12 protein-coding genes are annotated in these 16662 nt (G+C 41.8%); 6 read left to right on the top strand and 6 right to left on the bottom strand.

The window, feature by feature from the left end; genetic code table 11:
- Positions 1 to 38 precede the first annotated feature (38 nt).
- From AB5217_RS08875 to AB5217_RS08865, 3 genes are all read right to left on the bottom strand, one after another.
- Positions 39 to 893, bottom strand: a complete 855-nt coding sequence (locus tag AB5217_RS08875) for a pilus assembly protein N-terminal domain-containing protein (RefSeq protein WP_032844783.1) — start codon at positions 891 to 893, stop codon at positions 39 to 41.
- Positions 894 to 970: 77 nt separating this feature from the next.
- On the bottom strand, positions 971 to 2158 hold the full coding sequence (gene uxuA, locus AB5217_RS08870) for a mannonate dehydratase (protein ID WP_139147448.1): 1188 nt from the start codon (positions 2156 to 2158) through the stop codon (positions 971 to 973).
- A gap of 29 nt (positions 2159 to 2187) precedes the next feature.
- On the bottom strand, positions 2188 to 3003 hold the full coding sequence (locus AB5217_RS08865) for an SDR family oxidoreductase (protein ID WP_008020332.1): 816 nt from the start codon (positions 3001 to 3003) through the stop codon (positions 2188 to 2190).
- 120 nt (positions 3004 to 3123) lie between these two features.
- Between AB5217_RS08865 and AB5217_RS08860 the strand changes: the two genes are divergently transcribed.
- Positions 3124 to 4005: an AraC family transcriptional regulator gene (locus AB5217_RS08860; RefSeq protein ID WP_032844784.1), complete on the top strand. Its 882-nt coding sequence runs from the start codon at positions 3124 to 3126 to the stop codon at positions 4003 to 4005.
- Between the two features lie 70 nt (positions 4006 to 4075).
- Positions 4076 to 6028 carry a glycoside hydrolase family 97 protein gene (locus tag AB5217_RS08855; RefSeq protein WP_070782482.1) on the top strand — a complete coding sequence of 651 codons (1953 nt, stop codon included), beginning with the start codon at positions 4076 to 4078 and terminating at the stop codon, positions 6026 to 6028.
- Positions 6029 to 6372: 344 nt separating this feature from the next.
- Here AB5217_RS08855 and AB5217_RS08850 read toward each other — a convergent pair whose 3' ends face one another.
- Positions 6373 to 7215 carry an aldo/keto reductase gene (locus AB5217_RS08850; RefSeq protein ID WP_004308578.1) on the bottom strand — a complete coding sequence of 281 codons (843 nt, stop codon included), beginning with the start codon at positions 7213 to 7215 and terminating at the stop codon, positions 6373 to 6375.
- Positions 7216 to 7451: 236 nt separating this feature from the next.
- On the opposite strand from AB5217_RS08850, the gene AB5217_RS08845 reads away from it, so the two are divergent.
- Positions 7452 to 9068 (top strand): alpha/beta fold hydrolase, encoded by a 1617-nt coding sequence (locus tag AB5217_RS08845; protein ID WP_004308579.1) that lies wholly within the window; start codon positions 7452 to 7454, stop codon positions 9066 to 9068.
- A 25-nt stretch (positions 9069 to 9093) separates the two neighbouring features.
- On the opposite strand, the gene AB5217_RS08840 is transcribed toward AB5217_RS08845, so the two are convergent.
- Together AB5217_RS08840 and AB5217_RS08835 are read right to left on the bottom strand one after the other, a co-directional pair.
- Positions 9094 to 9477, bottom strand: coding sequence for a DUF3037 domain-containing protein (locus AB5217_RS08840; RefSeq protein WP_117610819.1), 384 nt, complete (start codon positions 9475 to 9477; stop codon positions 9094 to 9096).
- The gene (locus tag AB5217_RS08835) at positions 9455 to 10237 is read right to left on the bottom strand and encodes a HipA family kinase (RefSeq protein ID WP_004308580.1); all 783 of its coding nucleotides are present in this window, start codon (positions 10235 to 10237) and stop codon (positions 9455 to 9457) included. The genes AB5217_RS08840 and AB5217_RS08835 overlap by 23 nt, the downstream gene beginning before the upstream one ends.
- Before the next feature lie 164 nt (positions 10238 to 10401).
- Between AB5217_RS08835 and AB5217_RS08830 the strand changes: the two genes are divergently transcribed.
- The 3 genes from AB5217_RS08830 to AB5217_RS08820 are packed head-to-tail and all read left to right on the top strand — an operon-like array spanning position 10402 to position 16566.
- Positions 10402 to 12336: a glycoside hydrolase family 127 protein gene (locus AB5217_RS08830; RefSeq protein WP_195647016.1), complete on the top strand. Its 1935-nt coding sequence runs from the start codon at positions 10402 to 10404 to the stop codon at positions 12334 to 12336.
- 15 nt (positions 12337 to 12351) lie between these two features.
- On the top strand, positions 12352 to 14277 hold the full coding sequence (locus tag AB5217_RS08825; RefSeq protein WP_368112805.1) for an alpha/beta fold hydrolase: 1926 nt from the start codon (positions 12352 to 12354) through the stop codon (positions 14275 to 14277).
- A gap of 21 nt (positions 14278 to 14298) precedes the next feature.
- On the top strand, positions 14299 to 16566 hold the full coding sequence (locus AB5217_RS08820) for a heparinase II/III family protein (RefSeq protein WP_195647014.1): 2268 nt from the start codon (positions 14299 to 14301) through the stop codon (positions 16564 to 16566).
- Positions 16567 to 16662 lie beyond the last annotated feature (96 nt).

Genomic DNA, 16662 nt, shown 5'->3' with positions numbered 1-16662 from the left:
CTTTTTGCCGCATCTATTTTATAGAAAGAGGAATAAACCTATCGTAAAGGAGTGAATGAACCTATATAAATGCGTTCTATTTTCAGGGAGATGGCATTTATTTCGAATAGGCCAGTCACATCTGATTTATAATCTTCAGTTACATCTTCCACTAACCAATAAGGAATCGGGCCAAGGTCTCGTGTGGTGATACTCTTTGAAGTATCGGGACGTTCGGGAAGTTCGGGAAGTTTAAATTTGCAGTCATACTCTTTGCCATTGATTGTAATTTGGAATGTAGTGCCTGACTCTGATGTGGAGCGGGAGAAGCTTCCTTCTATTTTCGGAGTATTATTTTTACTAGTAACAATTGTCACTTTACCACTACTTTTTTGGTCATAAGAGAAAGCTATTCCTCCTGTAGCTTGTATACCCGCTTCATCCTTTATCTTTTTTATGACCGCTTCCAGTTTTTCTTTTTGTTGTTCATCCAACAGACTTTCATCTATTCCTGTGATTCTTGCTTCCACAGAATTCACAGAAAAAGATTGTTTGCCGTTAACGACCTTTAGCCCTATTTTTATGATTCTTCCATCAGCGTCTTTTACCATCAATGACGTGCTGCCCAGTTTTATAGAGCTGATTTGAATATCATTGTTTTCATCCACATAAGCTGTAGCAATTTGCCCATCGGCTATTTCTGCAGTATAGGGAGCTACGCCACCCTTAATTCCCAACTTTGTACCTCCTGTGATTGACAAACTGGTTTCACTAATGGGAGGTTCTGGGTTGAGCATCACTTCCCAGTATTCAAACAGGTAAAAATCGTCAGCTTCATTGCTGCATGAATAAAATACGGGAAGGGAGCATAATAGAATAAATAGTAGACAGAGCTTCGTAGTTTTTGCTTTCATAATATTCTTCTTTTTTATTTCTTCACAAAAGTAAAGCTCCTTTCCTGTATTTCAAAGTATATTGATGAAACATAAGATTAGAACTCTATCTTATGTTGTTTCTCATCATCCACCACAGCCATCATTCCTTCTACCTGTGCTAAAGCCAGCATACGTCCGTGGAAAGAATAACCGGCATTGTAACCTTTATCCTCATCTCCGAGCATCATTCGTCCATGATCTACGCGCATGGGAAGTCCCGGATTCTCTTTCTCGAAAATGCGGATGAGATCAATCAGATGTCCTCTTCCTGATAGATGAGAACTTTCGATGAAGTTTCCACCCGGCATGGCCTCTGTACTGCGTAGATGAACGAAATGGGTTCTTCCTGCAAACTTTTTAGCCAATTCACGAGTATCATTATGTGCACCTGCACTAAGAGAACCAGCACAGAAAGTCAGCCCATTATGCGGATTGTCTACGGCATTCAGGAACCAGGCTATATCTTCTTCATTGGTGACAATACGGGGTAGGCCGAGAACCTGGAATGGAGGATCATCCGGGTGTACACACATGTTGATACCATATTCATCGCATACAGGCATAATTGCTGAAAGGAAGTAACACATATTCTCTCGTAAAGCATCCCGGTCTATGTCTTTATATAAACCTAACAGACGTTTGAATATAGCAACCGGGTTTTTATCTCCTTCTTTGATATTACCGTTCACAAATCCTTGTGTCTTGACGATAATAGTATCAATCAAATTGTCCTTTTCGGTCTCTGTAATCACTTTGTCCAGTTCGGCAACTTTATGCAGTTCTTCTTCTGTGTAGTCTTTTTCAGCTCCTTCACGTTCCAGTATTTTGATGTCGAAGTAAGCGAAACGAATACGGTCGTAGTAAAGCGAACTGGTACCGTCCGGCCAAGGGTACTGTAAATCCGTACGTATCCAGTCGATTACCGGCATGAAGTTGTAACAGACTGTTTTCACTCCGCATTTACCCAGGTTGGCAAGACTTACTTTATAATTTTCAATCAACTGTTCACGTTCCGTACCCGCATATTTGATTGCCTCACAAACCGGAAGGCTTTCCACGACCGACCAGCGCAACCCATACGATTCAATATACGATTTTAAATCGTTGATGGCTTCTACTGTCCAAATCTCTCCGTTCGGTACCTCGTGTAATGCAGTGACGATTCCTTCAACACCTATCTGACGGAGCATCGGCAAGGTGATTTTATCTTTCTTGCCGAACCATCTCCATGTTTTTTCCATCATAGCGTTTGAATAAATTAAAAGATTAAATATTAAACGCCGCTGAATGCACTGAAACCACCATCGATAGGCAACATTGCTCCCGTTACGAAACTAGCGGCTTCACTGCACAGGAATTGTACAGCACCGTTCAATTCTTTGATATCGCCAAAACGATTCATCGGAGTTTTGGCTAACACCTTTTTACTTCTGTCGGTCAATGAACCATCCGGGTTGATAAGTACACGACGGTTTTGGTCACCGATGAAGAATCCCGGAGCGATAGCATTTACACGGATACCATCACCGTATTTCAGTGCCATTTCGCTTGCCAGCCATTGAGTGAAGTTGGCTACTGCAGTTTTTGCAGCCGAATATCCCGGTACACGGGTGATAGCGCTATAAGCAGCCATAGAAGATACATTGATGATGCATCCTTTCTTCTGTTTTGCCATTACCTTACCGAATATCATAGACGGATAAACTGTACCGTTCATATTCAGGTTAGTCACTTTTTCCCAGCAAGAGATGTCCATATCATAGAAGTGTTGATCCGGTTCGAGAGTAGCTCCCGGCATATTGCCACCGGCAATATTCAATAGAATATCGATCTGTCCCCATTTGGCTACGACTTCTTCGGCTACTTTCTCCAGGCTGGCGATGTCAAGTACATTACCGATGATGCCGATTACATCGTTACCGTATTGCTTAAGTTCAGCCACACGGTTGTCCAGTTGCTCCTGACGAATGTCAATAGCTACAACTTTTGCTCCCTGCTGTACAAAGTGTTGGGCAATATTTCCGCCCAGTACACCACCTGCTCCGGTAATAACAGCAACTTTACCGGCAATACTAAATAATTCGTTCATGGTTTCTATCAAATGTTTTTATGAATGGATGCAAAAATAGCGGGTTTTTATACATGCTATGATGCGTATTTTTGCAAGATATTTACCTATCTTTGCAAAAGCAGTTTAGAAAGGAGATTTATGAGGAAGATAATGAATGAGAAGTTGACTATTACGACTTCTAATCCCGTCCGTGCCCGCTTTTATGAATATCCACGTTTCACGTATCCGTGGCATTTTCATAGTGAGTATGAAATTATTTATGTGGAGAAGGGAGAGGGGGATTGTCTGGTGGGTGACAGCATTATCTCCTATTCAAAAGGTGATTTGATTCTTTTCGGTTCCGAACTGCCTCATAGTATGCAAAGTCCACCGGACGGCGGGGAAGAATCTGATAACGAAGAAAAATCCGAACTGAAAGTAAGAGGAGTCAATATTCAGTTTGAAAAAGACTTCATGCATTATTCTATATCTCAATACTCCCAGTTTATTCCTATCAGGAATTTATTGGAGGATGCTTGCAGAGGAATTAAATTCACAATTACCCGTTCGGGGAAAATCATTAAGCTATTAAAACAAATACCTTCTGCCAAAGGAGTAGATCAAATTATCCTGTTGCTTTCACTCCTACAAATGATGGCTACCAGTAATCACAGGAAGTATCTGACTACTTCTCATTATACTCCGTCTCCTTCGATTATGCGTAATGAAAGAATGGAAAAAGTGATTGCCTATTTGAATAAACATTATACCGAGTCTATCGGTCTGGATGAAATTGCTTCTTATACAGCGATGAACCCTACTGCTTTCTGCCGATACTTTAAAGAAAACACAGGAAAAACATTCAAAGAGTATGTACTTGATATGCGTATCGGATATGCTTGTAAACTATTGAATAGTAGTATGATGAATATATCTCAAATCAGTGCTACTTGCGGATTTGAATCACCTGTACATTTTAACCGCATTTTTAAAAGGGTGACAGGAATGACACCTACTTTTTATAGGGAACAGATGGAATAAGCTTTTCAGGCAATAAACATTTGAGTATAATTTCTTTCTCGTTCGTATATAATAGGAAAGATGAATAAACATGAACGTAAATAGAATGAAGAAAAGAATTTTGCTTTTGTTGTTGGTGATACCGGCATTGATAAAAGCGCAAGATGTGATGACAGAAACCCGTCAGGAACTGACGTCTCCTGATGGAGCTTATCGTTTTACCTTTTATCAACGTGCGGTAGGAGAGGATAATGTACAAATGTATTATACCTTGACTTATAAAAATCGTCCGGTGATTGAAGAAAGTAAACTGGGTGTTCTGATTGAAAATCAGTTGTTTGAATCGGCGTTGGGTATACCGAATGATACTTGTCATTTTTGGTGTGAGAATCTGAAGTTGACGGGGACTGAACATCAAAAGACGGACGAGAGATGGAAGCCTGTATATGGCGAGCGTGCGGAGGTTCGTGATTGCTATAATGAGATGACCTTGAAGTTCAAGAAAGGAGAAGGAAAAGGTAATCGGGATGGTGGTTATGATAAGCGTAAAAACTACTTTATGAATATCATAGTCCGCGCCTATAATGAAGGAGTTACTTTCCGCTATCATTTTCCGGAAATGACAAACGGGCTTTTCTTGCATATCGTCGGTGAGCAGACTAGCTTCACAATGCCTGAAGGAACGATGGCGTATTATGAACGTTGGGCACAAGGGCCTTATGAACTCCGTCCGTTGGAAGGATGGGGCAAAGAGGAGAGTGAGCGTCCTTTGACATTGAAACTGCCTGATGGATTATCTGTAGCCTTGTTGGAAGCGGAAATGGTGGATTATGTTCGTGGTAAATTCCGTTTATCGGCAGAGAAACCTTCCACTTTGGAGACAAGCCTGTATAGTAGCGTCGATATTATTTCTCCTTACAGTACTCCGTGGCGTGTAATCATGGTTGGCGAACGTCCGGTCGATTTAATTAATAATAATGATCTTGTCTTGAATCTGAATCCGGCTTGCAAACTGGCTGATACTTCTTGGATCAAACCCGGGAAAGTATTCCGTTCGGGCGACTTGAAACAAGATAGAGTAAAAGCGGCCATTGATTTTGCGGCAGAACGCGGTATTCAGTATGTACACATGGATGCAGGCTGGTACGGACCGGAAATGAAAATGAGTTCGGACGCTACTACAGTTTCTTCTGATAAAGACCTTGATATACCTGCTTTGTGTAAATATGCCGAATCGAAAGGAATCGGACTTATGGTGTATGTCAATCAGCGCGCATTAGTGCAGCAGTTGGATATTCTGTTGCCTTTGTATAAAAAATGGGGATTGAAAGGTATCAAGTTCGGTTTTGTACAGATAGGTAATCAGCGTTGGAGTACCTGGTTGCATGATGCAGTTCGTAAATGTGGAGAATATAATCTGATGGTAGATATTCATGACGAATATCGTCCGACAGGTTTCAGCCGTACTTATCCTAACCTGATGACGCAGGAAGGTATTCGTGGAAATGAAGAAATGCCGGATGCCACACACAATACGACTCTTCCTTTCACCCGCTATCTGGCAGGTGCAGGAGACTATACGCTTTGCTATTTCAATAATCGGGTGAAGAATACGAAAGCACATCAGTTGGCGATGGCAGCTGTGTATTACAGTCCTTTGCAATTTATGTTTTGGTATGACAGACCGGAATTCTACCAGGGAGAAGAAGAACTGGAATTTTGGAAAGCAATTCCGAGTGTATGGGATGACAGCCGCGCGTTAGATGGAGAGATTGGTGAATATATCGTTCAGGCACGTCGTTCGGGGAATGACTGGTTTGTAGGAGCAATGACGAATACGGAAGCCCGCACAATTACATTGACTACGGATTTTCTGGAACCGGGTAAGAAGTACATGCTTCACCTGTACGAAGATGATGACAAGCTGAATACACGCACGAAAGTACGCAGTACTCATAAGAAGATAAAAGCCGGAGATAAGCTTGTTTTGAAGCTAAAAGCAAGTGGCGGAGCCGCATTGCATTTCACTCCGCTAAAGAAATGACTCAAATTATTTTGATGGTCATTGAGTATGTGAAAATGACAAGTAAATGATAATTTTGCGGAGTGCCCTGAAAGGGCTTAATTATATAGCGTAGGGCAACGCCCTACGAAAAAGACACATCGGCCACAAGCCCTGAAAGGGCGGAACCGTATACAATTATGCCCTTTCAGGGCGCAAATTCAGATTGCTGTTTTTACGTAGGGCGTTGCCCTACGCTATATAATTAAGCCCTTTCAGGGCACCCCAATAAATATATAATTGTAAGGCTTTCAGCCTAACCGATAAATTCTCATTTAACCGCTAAATTCCCATTTGTAGTCTTTATTGGGATTTACTACTTACCACTATTTACCATAATTAATCAACCACTTCACCATCTCCGGATCATAGTGGGAGAAAAAGAGTGTTTTAGCTGTATCAAGCGCAGCGATAGCCGCCATATCGTCCGGTGTTAACGAAAAATCGAAAACATTGAAATTCTCAATCATACGTTCTTTATGAGTCGATTTAGGAATCACGATGATATTGCGTTGAATCAGATAACGCAGTGCGACCTGTGCCACTGATTTGCCATATTCTTTACCGATTTCCTGGAGAGTCGGGTTGGTAAAGAAGTCGTTTCGTCCTTCAGCAAACGGTCCCCATGACATAATTTTAGTACCATATTCTTTCATTACTTCCTGCAACTTTATCTGTTGGTTGAAAACGTGTGTCTCTACCTGATTGACGGCAGGAGTAATTTCACAGAATTCTGCCAAGTCTATAAAGCGGTCAGGATAGAAGTTGCTGACACCGATTGCACGGAGTTTACCAGCCTTATATGCTTCCTCCATAGCCCGGTAAGTTCCATAATAATCACCGAATGGCTGATGAATGAGCAGTAAGTCTATATAATCACTTTTTAATTTGTGAAGTGATTCATCAATAGAAGCTTTAGCTTTTTCGTAACCGGCATTTGAAATCCATACTTTTGTAGTGATGAACAGTTCCCCACGTGGTACGCCGCATTTACTGATTGCATTTCCAACACCTTCTTCGTTATGATAGGCTTGTGCCGTATCAATAGAACGATAGCCCACACTGATTGCATCCGACACGCAACGTTCACACTCTTCAGGCGTAACCTGATAAACACCATAACCTAAAATAGGCATTTCAATGCCATTGTTCAATTTTACTTTTTCCATAATCGAGTATATTATTAAAATAAAAGCGTATTCTAATGTTTTTATTATCTTTATTTCCTCTATACAAAGTTAGTCTGTAAAAGGTAATCTGTTTTTATATAGATTACGGGTTTTGCTACCTTTTTTACGGATAACTCTATCTTTGCATTTAATATCTACTATTATATAGTCGTTTTTTGAGTATTTTGTTCTTCATATTCGTAGTATAGGAAGTTAAATCAATTAAAAGAAGCATTATGAATAAATATTTTCTTGTTGTATTGTTGTCATTATTCATGCAGGTTGCTAAGGTGGCAGCAGCCCCCTGGCAATGGTCAGTGGAAATAAAAGAGCTGATTTCAGAAGAGACAAACGCCCACCCTTCTGCCTATCTATGGATACCGGAAAACTGTAAACAAGTCCGTGCCGTCATCATCGGGCAACACAATATGACCGAAGAAACAATTTTCGAGCATCCTGAATTTCGGAAGAATATGGGCAAACTGGGAATTGCAGAGATATGGATCACTCCCGGAATAGACCAACGCTGGGACGTGACAAAAGGTACCCAACAAATCTTTGAAACAATGATGAAGAACTTGTCTGAAATAAGCGGATATACAGAACTGGAGTTTGCCCCGGTTATACCCATCGGACACTCGGCAATGGCTACTTATCCGTGGAACTTTGCCGCCTGGAATCCTGAACGTACATTGGCCGTACTCTCTATTCACGGTGATTCTCCCAGAACTCATTTGACGGGTTACGGGCGTGCGAATTTGGATTGGGGAACCCGTACGATTGAAGGTATCCCCTCATTAATGGTAATGGGAGAGGACGAATGGTGGGAAGACCGGTTGATAACCTCTTTCGATTATCGTCGTGAATATCCGAATGCTCCCCTTTCATTTCTTGCTGATGCAGGACACGGACATTTCGACATATCCGATGAATTGATTGATTATCTTTCTCTCTTTCTGAAAAAGACAGTGGAATATCGGTTGCCGGAGCATTCGTCATTGGATGCTCCGATTCAGTTAATTCCGGTAGAAGCAAAGAATGGCTGGCTGGCAGACCGTTGGCGAAAGAATGAAAAGCCTACAGCCGAAGCCGCTTCCTATGATAAGTATAAAGGAGACAAGAACCATGCGTTTTGGTATTTTGATAAGGAAATGGCAGATGCCACAGAAAAATATTACGCCAATGAGCGTGGAAAGACAGAGCAGTATATCGGCTTTGAGCAAAAAGGAAAACTGATAACTTTCAATCCGAAATCCCATGTACGTATGTCTCCTTCTTTTCAACCCGAAGCGGACGGAGTCACTTTCCACCTGAAAGCAGTGTACACAGATACGTTAAGGAACGAATATTCAAAAGAACACAGTACGCATCCCATTCGAATGTCGAGAATTTGCGGTCCGGTGGAAGTGGTGAATGATACAACTTTTACTGTTCGTTTCTATCGGATGGGATTGGATAATCCTAAACGTACAGGAGGCATCTGCCTGATGGCTTCCGTAAAACAGGATCATAAATACCGGAGTGCCGTTCAGCAGGTAGAGATTCGTATTCCTTACCGGAATAAGGAAGGGATACCCCAAAGTATAATTTTCCCGAAACTATCCGATGTAAAAGCTTCAGTGAAAGAAATAAGTTTAAATGGAACTGCTGACTCCGGCCTTCCGGTTTACTATTATGTAAAAGAAGGTCCGGCAGAGATAAAGGGAGATAAACTGGCATTGACTAAAATTCCCCCACGTGCAAAATTTCCGGTAAAGGTGACAGTGGTAGCCTGGCAATATGGGCGTAGCGGAGAACCTAAAGTGCAGACTGCTGAAGCAGTAGAACAGAGCTTTTATATTACTGCCCGTTAGTTTGACAAAGAGATTGTCCAAGGAATCAGAGTACTAATTCCTTGAACAATCTTTCCAAAGTCTTATCTAAATCAGTAGAAAATCCCGGATGTGGGCGAGATACTTGTATGCAGGAACTTCTTACTGCAGTCAGCCAACGAAATCTGTCAGGAATATCCATATTGGCTATGGCTCCTCCCTCTTTATTTCCCATGCATATCTTGTCAAAGACCTGTAACCCTTCTTTCAGGCAATTCATATCCAGTTCGGAAGAAAACAGTTTTAGTTTGTTCTCATCTATCGTATAGAGGGATTTCAGGTATTTGGCTTGTTTGGAAAACAACACAATCCCCATATTGATAAACTCCTCCCGTTCTACTTTAGGAACGAAACGGATGACTGCGTATTCATATAAGTGCCTTTCTTGCATTTTGCGCTTCATTTACAAATGTTTCGGAATGTTTCATCCTTTCTTCTAAGAATCGAATATAAATGTCTCTCAAATCCTGTGGAGTTTCTGTGCCTTCTGTCCAGTTCAACCAGTCGTCGGGAATAGCATTGACTATCTCACGGATTTTATCAGAAGTCAATATCTGTCTGAATTCGATATCTACTTCTTCCAGTCTATCGGCAAACGGTAATAATACATGATCTTTTATCTGTACAAAAGGAACCAGTGCCTGTTTTTGCCAGTTAGTCCAGGAATGGTGGAAATAAAGGGACGCCCCATGATCTATCAGCCATAGTTCTTTGTGCCATATCAACATATTGGTGTTTTTAATGGTACGGTCTACGTTAGTCAGCAAGGCATCCAGCCATACTACTTGCGAAGCCGTTTTTCCATCTACTTGATGTACTATCGGATCAAAGGTCAACGAACCGGAAAGGAAATGCAATCCCATATTCAGTCCTCGACTCCATTGAAGTAAATCCTGTATCTCTTCGTCTGCTTCCGTTCGTCCGAAGGCCTCGTCCAGATTCAGAAAAACTATTTCGGGGACTCTGAAACCCAGTGCACGGGCTATCTCCCCACCAATCAGTTCGGCAATCAGCGCTTTTGTTCCGTGTCCTGCCCCCCTGAATTTGACTACATACTTAAATTCATCGTCAGCTTCGGCTAGAGCAGGCAATGAGCCTCCCTCACGCAGAGGAAGAATATATCTTGTAACATTTGCCGTACGTAAATCCATGTAGCTCCTTTCTTTAATTTGGGGAATAAAGATAGGACGTTTTAGATGAATTTTATAAGAAAGTGGGCTTTAAATTAAAGAATTGTAGCTTAATTAAATAATTTTGTGGCTTTGAGTGTTTAAGGCACCTTGTTCGTATCTTATAGATAAAAGATAGAAATAATATGAATAAGAAAGTTTTAGTTACGGTAATCTTGTTTGGTTCATTGACAGTATCGGGTATAGTGTCAGCTCAATCTGTATATCCCGGACAACATCAGGGAAAGTTGAAAAAGGAAACAGTGGCTCCCCTTCAGGCGGAAAGTTTTGATTTGAAAGATGTTCGCCTGTTGCCAAGTCGTTTCCGTGATAATATGTTTCGGGATTCTGCCTGGATGACGTCAATAGATGTGAATCGTCTGCTACATAGCTTCCGTACCAATGCCGGTGTATTTGCCGGACGTGAGGGCGGATATATGACAGTGAAGAAACTGGGTGGTTGGGAATCCTTGGACTGTGAGCTTCGCGGACATACTACCGGACACATGCTCTCGGCACTTGGTTTGATGTACGCAGCTACCGGCAGTGAGATATTCAAACTGAAAGGAGATAGCTTGGTTAACGGATTGGAAGAAGTGCAGAATGCACTGAAAAACGGATATTTGAGTGCCTGGCCCGAGGAACTGATAAACCGGAATATTCAGGGAAAAGGTGTATGGGCTCCCTGGTATACTTTGCACAAACTTTTCTCCGGGCTGATAGATCAATATCTGTATGCGGATAATAAGAAAGCATTGACTATCGTCACCCGAATGGGTGATTGGGCATACAATAAATTGAAACCCCTTAGTGAAGAAACACGTAAACTTATGATCCGCAATGAATTTGGCGGTATCAATGAGTCATTCTATAATTTATACTCAATAACGGGAGATGAACGTTATCGTTGGCTGGCGGAATATTTCTACCACAATGACGTAATCGACCCATTGAAAGAACTTCGTGATGACTTGGGAACGAAGCATACCAATACTTTCATCCCGAAAGTGATAGCCGAAGCCCGCAACTACGAGTTAACCCGCAACGAGACAAGCAGGAAACTATCGGAATTCTTCTGGCACACCATGATTGACCATCATACTTTTGCTCCGGGATGTAGCAGTGACAAAGAACACTACTTTGATCCGAAGAAGTTATCCCAACATCTGACCGGCTATACCGGAGAAACTTGTTGTACCTATAATATGCTCAAACTTAGCCGCCATCTTTTCTGCTGGACGGGCGATTCATCTATTGCAGATTATTACGAAAGGGCATTGTATAATCACATCTTGGGACAACAAGACCCTGAAACAGGTATGGTAGCTTATTTTCTGCCTTTGCTTTCCGGGTCTCATAAACTGTATAGCACAAAAGAGAACTCTTTTTGGTGTTGTGTCGGTAGCGGATTTGAGAATCATGCAAAGTTTGGAGAAGCCATCTACTACCATAACAATCAGGGAATATATGTAAATCTATTTATCCCTTCACAGGTAACCTGGAAAGAAAAAGGACTGACAATCCGTCAGGAAACGGAATTCCCACAGGAAGAAACAACACGTTTTACTCTTCAGGCAGAAAATCCTGTCCGCACGACTATTTATCTGCGCTATCCTTCGTGGAGCAAGGATGTAAAAGTTTCGGTGAATGGTAAGAAAATATCTGTAAAACAGAAATCTGGTTCTTATATTGCCATTACCCGTGAATGGAAAGATGGCGATCAAATCTCGGCTACTTATCCGATGCAAATCAAACTGGAAACTACTCCGGATAACCCGGATAAGGCAGCCCTGTTATATGGCCCGTTGGTATTGGCGGGAGAACGGGGAACTGAAGGTATGCAAGCCCCTGCTCCTTTCTCAAATCCTGCTCTTTATAATGATTATTATACCTATAATTTTCATGTCCCAGCACATTTGCGTACCTCTTTGAAACTAGATAAGAAACACCCTGAACGTGCTTTGCAACGTGTAGGAAGTGATTTGAAGTTTACGACAGAACAAGGAGATGTGATTCGTCCGCTATACGATTTGCATCGCCAGCGCTATGTCGTATATTGGGATTTACAATCAGAAAAATAGATAGTAAACAACGAAATGAAGAATCGTTTATTAATTGCCGCTTTTGTAAGTATCTGCTTTTTGTCCGGTTCTTGCAAAATATCATCCGGTCAGGGAAGTCGGTATAACTTCTCTTCTTTGGATTCTGTTATCCAAGGATGGGTAGACAAGGGATATTACCCCGGAGCATCCATTTGTGTAGTGAAGAATGATACCGTCATTTTTCAGAAGAACTATCGGGATTATACACCCGATACAAAAGTATATGTCGCTTCTGCCGGAAAATGGGTAGCGGCTGCTGTCATAGGCGCGGTGGTAGACCGTACTGATTTGGGATGGGATGATCCGGTAGAAAAATGGTTGCTGGAATTTAAAGACGATGCTAAAGGTAAGATTCTTCTCCGGCAATTATTATCCCATACATCAGGAGTACGTCCATATCTTCCCGAGCCCCGTGTAGATAACTATAATCATTTGGATTCGGCAGTCACTGAAATTCTCCCTTTGGATACAGTCTTTACTCCCGGCACTCGTTTTGAATATGGTGGACTTGCCATGCAAATTGCCGGAAGAATGGCAGAAGTGGCGATGGGAGAGGAGTTTGAGACTCTTTTTCAGGAACTGCTGGCACAACCTTTGGAAATGAAGAACTCTCATTTTACCCCAATCAACACGGACGGCGGACATGCACCCATGTTAGGGGGCGGACTGTGTACTACAATGAATGATTATCTTCACTTCCTGTCCATGATTTATCACGATGGAATGTATAATGGCAAGCAAATTATATCAGCAGAAACTGTGAAAGAAATGCAGGCCGACCAAGTGAAAGGCGCCATAATCCCTTCGAATAACTCGGATAATTATGTAGCGAAAGGACTGGGACAATCCCACAATGGAATCTACGGATTAGGAGAATGGCGTGAATCAATAGATAAAAAGACAGGTGAAGCTTATCAGATTAGTTCACCGGGATGGGCCGGTGCTTATCCGTGGATAAATAAACACGATAAAGTTTACGGATTCTTCATTTCTCATGTAACAGGTTCTTCTGCTAAAGAAGACGGTTTCTCTTCTTTCTTTGGCAGCCCTGTCATTTCACGGACCGTTTCAGAAATACTGAAAGGTAAGCCATTGGTTGTCAAACAAGGACGTATCAATATAGGAAACGGCTCTCTATACTATGAGGAAGCCGGTCAGGGTGAACCGATCATCTTTGTACACGGTCATTCGCTTGACCATCGTATGTGGGATGAGCAATTTTCTGTGTTTGCGAAAAAGTATCATGTCATTCGCTATGATTTAAGAGGATACGGCATTTCTTCTTCCCAAACAGAAGATTATCAATTTATGCATGTTGAAGATCTGGTTACTTTGATGGACTCTTTGCACATCAAGAAAGCGCATATCGTCGGACTTTCTTTGGGTGGATTTATCACTGCTGATATGTTGGCGTATTTCCCTGACCGGATGTTATCGGCTTTTCTAGCCAGTGGAAACATCCGGAAATCGAAGGGTCCCAGTGAGCCGATGACTAAAGAAGAAGCAAAGGTGCGTGATGAAGAAATAGCTGCCCTGAAAAAGAAAGGAGTGGAGGTGATGAAGAAAGAGTGGTTTGAAGGATTAATGAAATCCGGTGGTAGCCAGCGTGAACGGATGCGTGTGCCTTTGTGGCAGATGATTGACGAATGGGATGCGTGGCAACCGCTACACAAAGAAGTACGGGTAGTAGCAGGGCTGGATGCTATTGAAGAATTGAAGAAGAGTCACCCTGCTGTACCTGCCTTAATTGTAGAAGGTCATTCTTCTGATAACAAATTTTCAAAAAATCCTCCCATATTGGAATATCTACCTAATGGAAAGCTGAAAATCATAGAGGATTGCGGGCACATGATGAATATGGAGCGACCGGAGGAATTCAATGCAGCTTTAGAAGAATTTTTAATCAATATTGAACAGTAAAATGAAAAAGCAATAAATATCATGAAACAAATAGTTCTATGCCTGATCGGAATATTATTAGCATCGTTTGTATCTGCACAAAAGATAAATCATCCTTCACTTTTGTATACCCCTCAACGCATTCAGCAGGTAAAACAACGTATGCAGAATGAACCGAAATTGCGGGAAGCCTGGGAGGATATTCAGAAAACCGCCGATGAAGCCTTACAAAAGAAAGATTTCAATCGGTTGGATTATTTGTCGTTGGCCTATCTGATGACGGATAATAAAGAGTATGCAAATATAATCAAAGAAATTCTTTTGAAAGCTGTGGAAGCCGAATCCTGGGGAGATATGGAAATGATGGCACGTATTCCAGTCTGGCGTTCGCAACTGGGCATGGCACATAAGAGCTTCCTTTCTGCCATAGGATATGATGCGGCTTATAACATAATGTCTTCTTCGGAAAGAAAAAAGATTGCCGAAGGCTTGAAACGATTGGCTGTAGAGCCTGCCTTGGGCGACTGGCTGTTGGAACCTACCCGAATCCATTCTTTGAACTCTATGGGACACAACTGGTGGACTTCCTGTGTATGCCAGGGTGGAATATTAGCATTAAGCCTACAGAATGAACTTCCCGAGGTAAAAGATTGGGTGGAGCAACTTCATGAATCACTTCCCGAATGGTTTGACTTTGCCGGCGATGCCTTGCAACAGAAAACAAAGAGTTTTGATGAGGCCGGAGGAATGTATGAAAGTTTGAATTATGCAAACTTTGGTATTCAGGAAGCCCTATTGTTTCGAATCGCTTGGATAAACACTCATCCGGGACAAAATCCCGGCAATATACCCCAATTGGCAAAACTTCCGAACTACTTTTCTCAAGTATGCTATCCTCGTACAGGTATGCTGTATAGTTTGAATTTTGGTGATAGTCATAAGAATGTATCAGCAGAATCCAGTATGATGTTATTGTATGCATTGGGACTGAAAGACCCGACTATTCTGTGGTATATAGCCCAAGTAGAGCAAGGACAGCATCGCGATGGATTTTTCCTGAATCGTCCGATGGGCTTTCTCTATACCCCTGATTTGAGTAAAGCTCCCGTAACTCCCGATTTGAAAACCTCACAGCTATTCTCGGATTTCGGTTGGGCCACCATGCGTACTTCTTGGGAGAAGGATGCTACGATGCTTGCTGTGAAAAGCGGTCATACGTGGAATCATTCCCATGCGGATGCCAACTCCTTTATTGTTTTTCATAAAGGCGTTGATATTATCAAGGATGGAGGAAACTGCTGGTATCCCAATCCTGCCTATCGCAACTATTTTTTTCAAAGCCAGGCACATAATGTAGTCCTGTTCAACGGGGAGGGACAACCTCGTGAACAACAGTATAGCGGCTCTACTTTGCGAGGAAATCTTTATCATCTCTTGGATGCGGGTAATGTGAAATATGTTTTGGCCAATGGAACAGGTCCTGTCTCTAATAATTTCAGCCGTAACTTCCGTCATTTCCTGTGGATGGATAATGTGATTTATATGATTGATGATTTGAAGACACATAAGGTAGGACAGTTCGAATGGTTATGGCATACCAATGGAACTTATAAGAAATCGGGCATTGACGTGAATGTGACAAACGGAAATTCTTCAGTAGTCATCCGTCCTTTATATCCCCGCATGCTGGCTAAGTCCGATTTTGTGCACGACTATCCCGAAGATTTATATTGGGAAGAAATAGAAGCTCCTACGGAAGATTTGAAAGGAACCGAAAAATATTATTCATTCCATTTACCAGCCGAGGTGAACCGTGTGAAAGGACTGACAGCTATTATTCTGAAAGACGCTCCCGATGAAAAAGACCTGCCTCAAATGGAAAGACGTGAAGGGCAGGACTGGATAGGGCTTCGTATCCGTCATAAAGGTAAAATTACCGATTTATATATCAACCAACTGGCGGACGGAAGATTAATGCACAGTAATTCATGGATTATGCCCGACGGCTGGATGACAGATGCTTATATGTTTGCAGTCTCTTACCCGGAAGGTACTGAAGCAAAGAACGCTAAGGACTTCTTCATTGCTTATGGAAGTGCATTGAGACGAGGTAATGAAACTTACTTTTCATCATTGGCTAAGCTGTTCGTTATTCAGAAAGCAGAAGATAAGAAACTTGATCTTTGGATAGACGGACAGCCGAAGATAAATACCACCTTTAGAAGCACAAAGAAGCCTGTGTCTGTAGAAGTGAATGATAAGAAAATCCCGGTAGTTTATCAGAAATCGCAGGTGAAGGTGAGACTATAAATAAGTATATCCGGGATAGATTCTATCTTTTTAAAGAGAGTAAGTTCCTTGTTTTTTTGTGCAAACCTATATAAAATCCGAGATATTTTATGTAGG

The sequence above is a fragment of the Bacteroides sp. MSSM.1001136sp1_RTP21357st2_D2_RTP21359_211015 genome, assembly GCF_040913205.1.
Lineage (GTDB): Bacteria > Bacteroidota > Bacteroidia > Bacteroidales > Bacteroidaceae > Bacteroides > Bacteroides ovatus.
This window is presented reverse-complemented; position numbering and strand designations above follow the sequence as displayed.

What these genes read in the sequence shown, in the direction of transcription:
- AB5217_RS08855 (WP_070782482.1), top strand. Translation starts at nt 4,076, where the DNA reads ATGAACGTAAATAGAATGAAGAAAAGAATTTTGCTTTTGTTGTTGGTG.
- uxuA (WP_139147448.1), bottom strand. Translation starts at nt 2,158, where the DNA reads ATGATGGAAAAAACATGGAGATGGTTCGGCAAGAAAGATAAAATCACC.
- AB5217_RS08835 (WP_004308580.1), bottom strand. Translation starts at nt 10,237, where the DNA reads ATGGATTTACGTACGGCAAATGTTACAAGATATATTCTTCCTCTGCGT.
- AB5217_RS08865 (WP_008020332.1), bottom strand. Translation starts at nt 3,003, where the DNA reads ATGAACGAATTATTTAGTATTGCCGGTAAAGTTGCTGTTATTACCGGA.
- AB5217_RS08825 (WP_368112805.1), top strand. Translation starts at nt 12,352, where the DNA reads ATGAAGAATCGTTTATTAATTGCCGCTTTTGTAAGTATCTGCTTTTTG.
- AB5217_RS08860 (WP_032844784.1), top strand. Translation starts at nt 3,124, where the DNA reads ATGAGGAAGATAATGAATGAGAAGTTGACTATTACGACTTCTAATCCC.
- AB5217_RS08840 (WP_117610819.1), bottom strand. Translation starts at nt 9,477, where the DNA reads ATGCAAGAAAGGCACTTATATGAATACGCAGTCATCCGTTTCGTTCCT.
- AB5217_RS08875 (WP_032844783.1), bottom strand. Translation starts at nt 893, where the DNA reads ATGAAAGCAAAAACTACGAAGCTCTGTCTACTATTTATTCTATTATGC.
- AB5217_RS08850 (WP_004308578.1), bottom strand. Translation starts at nt 7,215, where the DNA reads ATGGAAAAAGTAAAATTGAACAATGGCATTGAAATGCCTATTTTAGGT.
- AB5217_RS08830 (WP_195647016.1), top strand. Translation starts at nt 10,402, where the DNA reads ATGAATAAGAAAGTTTTAGTTACGGTAATCTTGTTTGGTTCATTGACA.
- AB5217_RS08820 (WP_195647014.1), top strand. Translation starts at nt 14,299, where the DNA reads ATGAAACAAATAGTTCTATGCCTGATCGGAATATTATTAGCATCGTTT.
- AB5217_RS08845 (WP_004308579.1), top strand. Translation starts at nt 7,452, where the DNA reads ATGAATAAATATTTTCTTGTTGTATTGTTGTCATTATTCATGCAGGTT.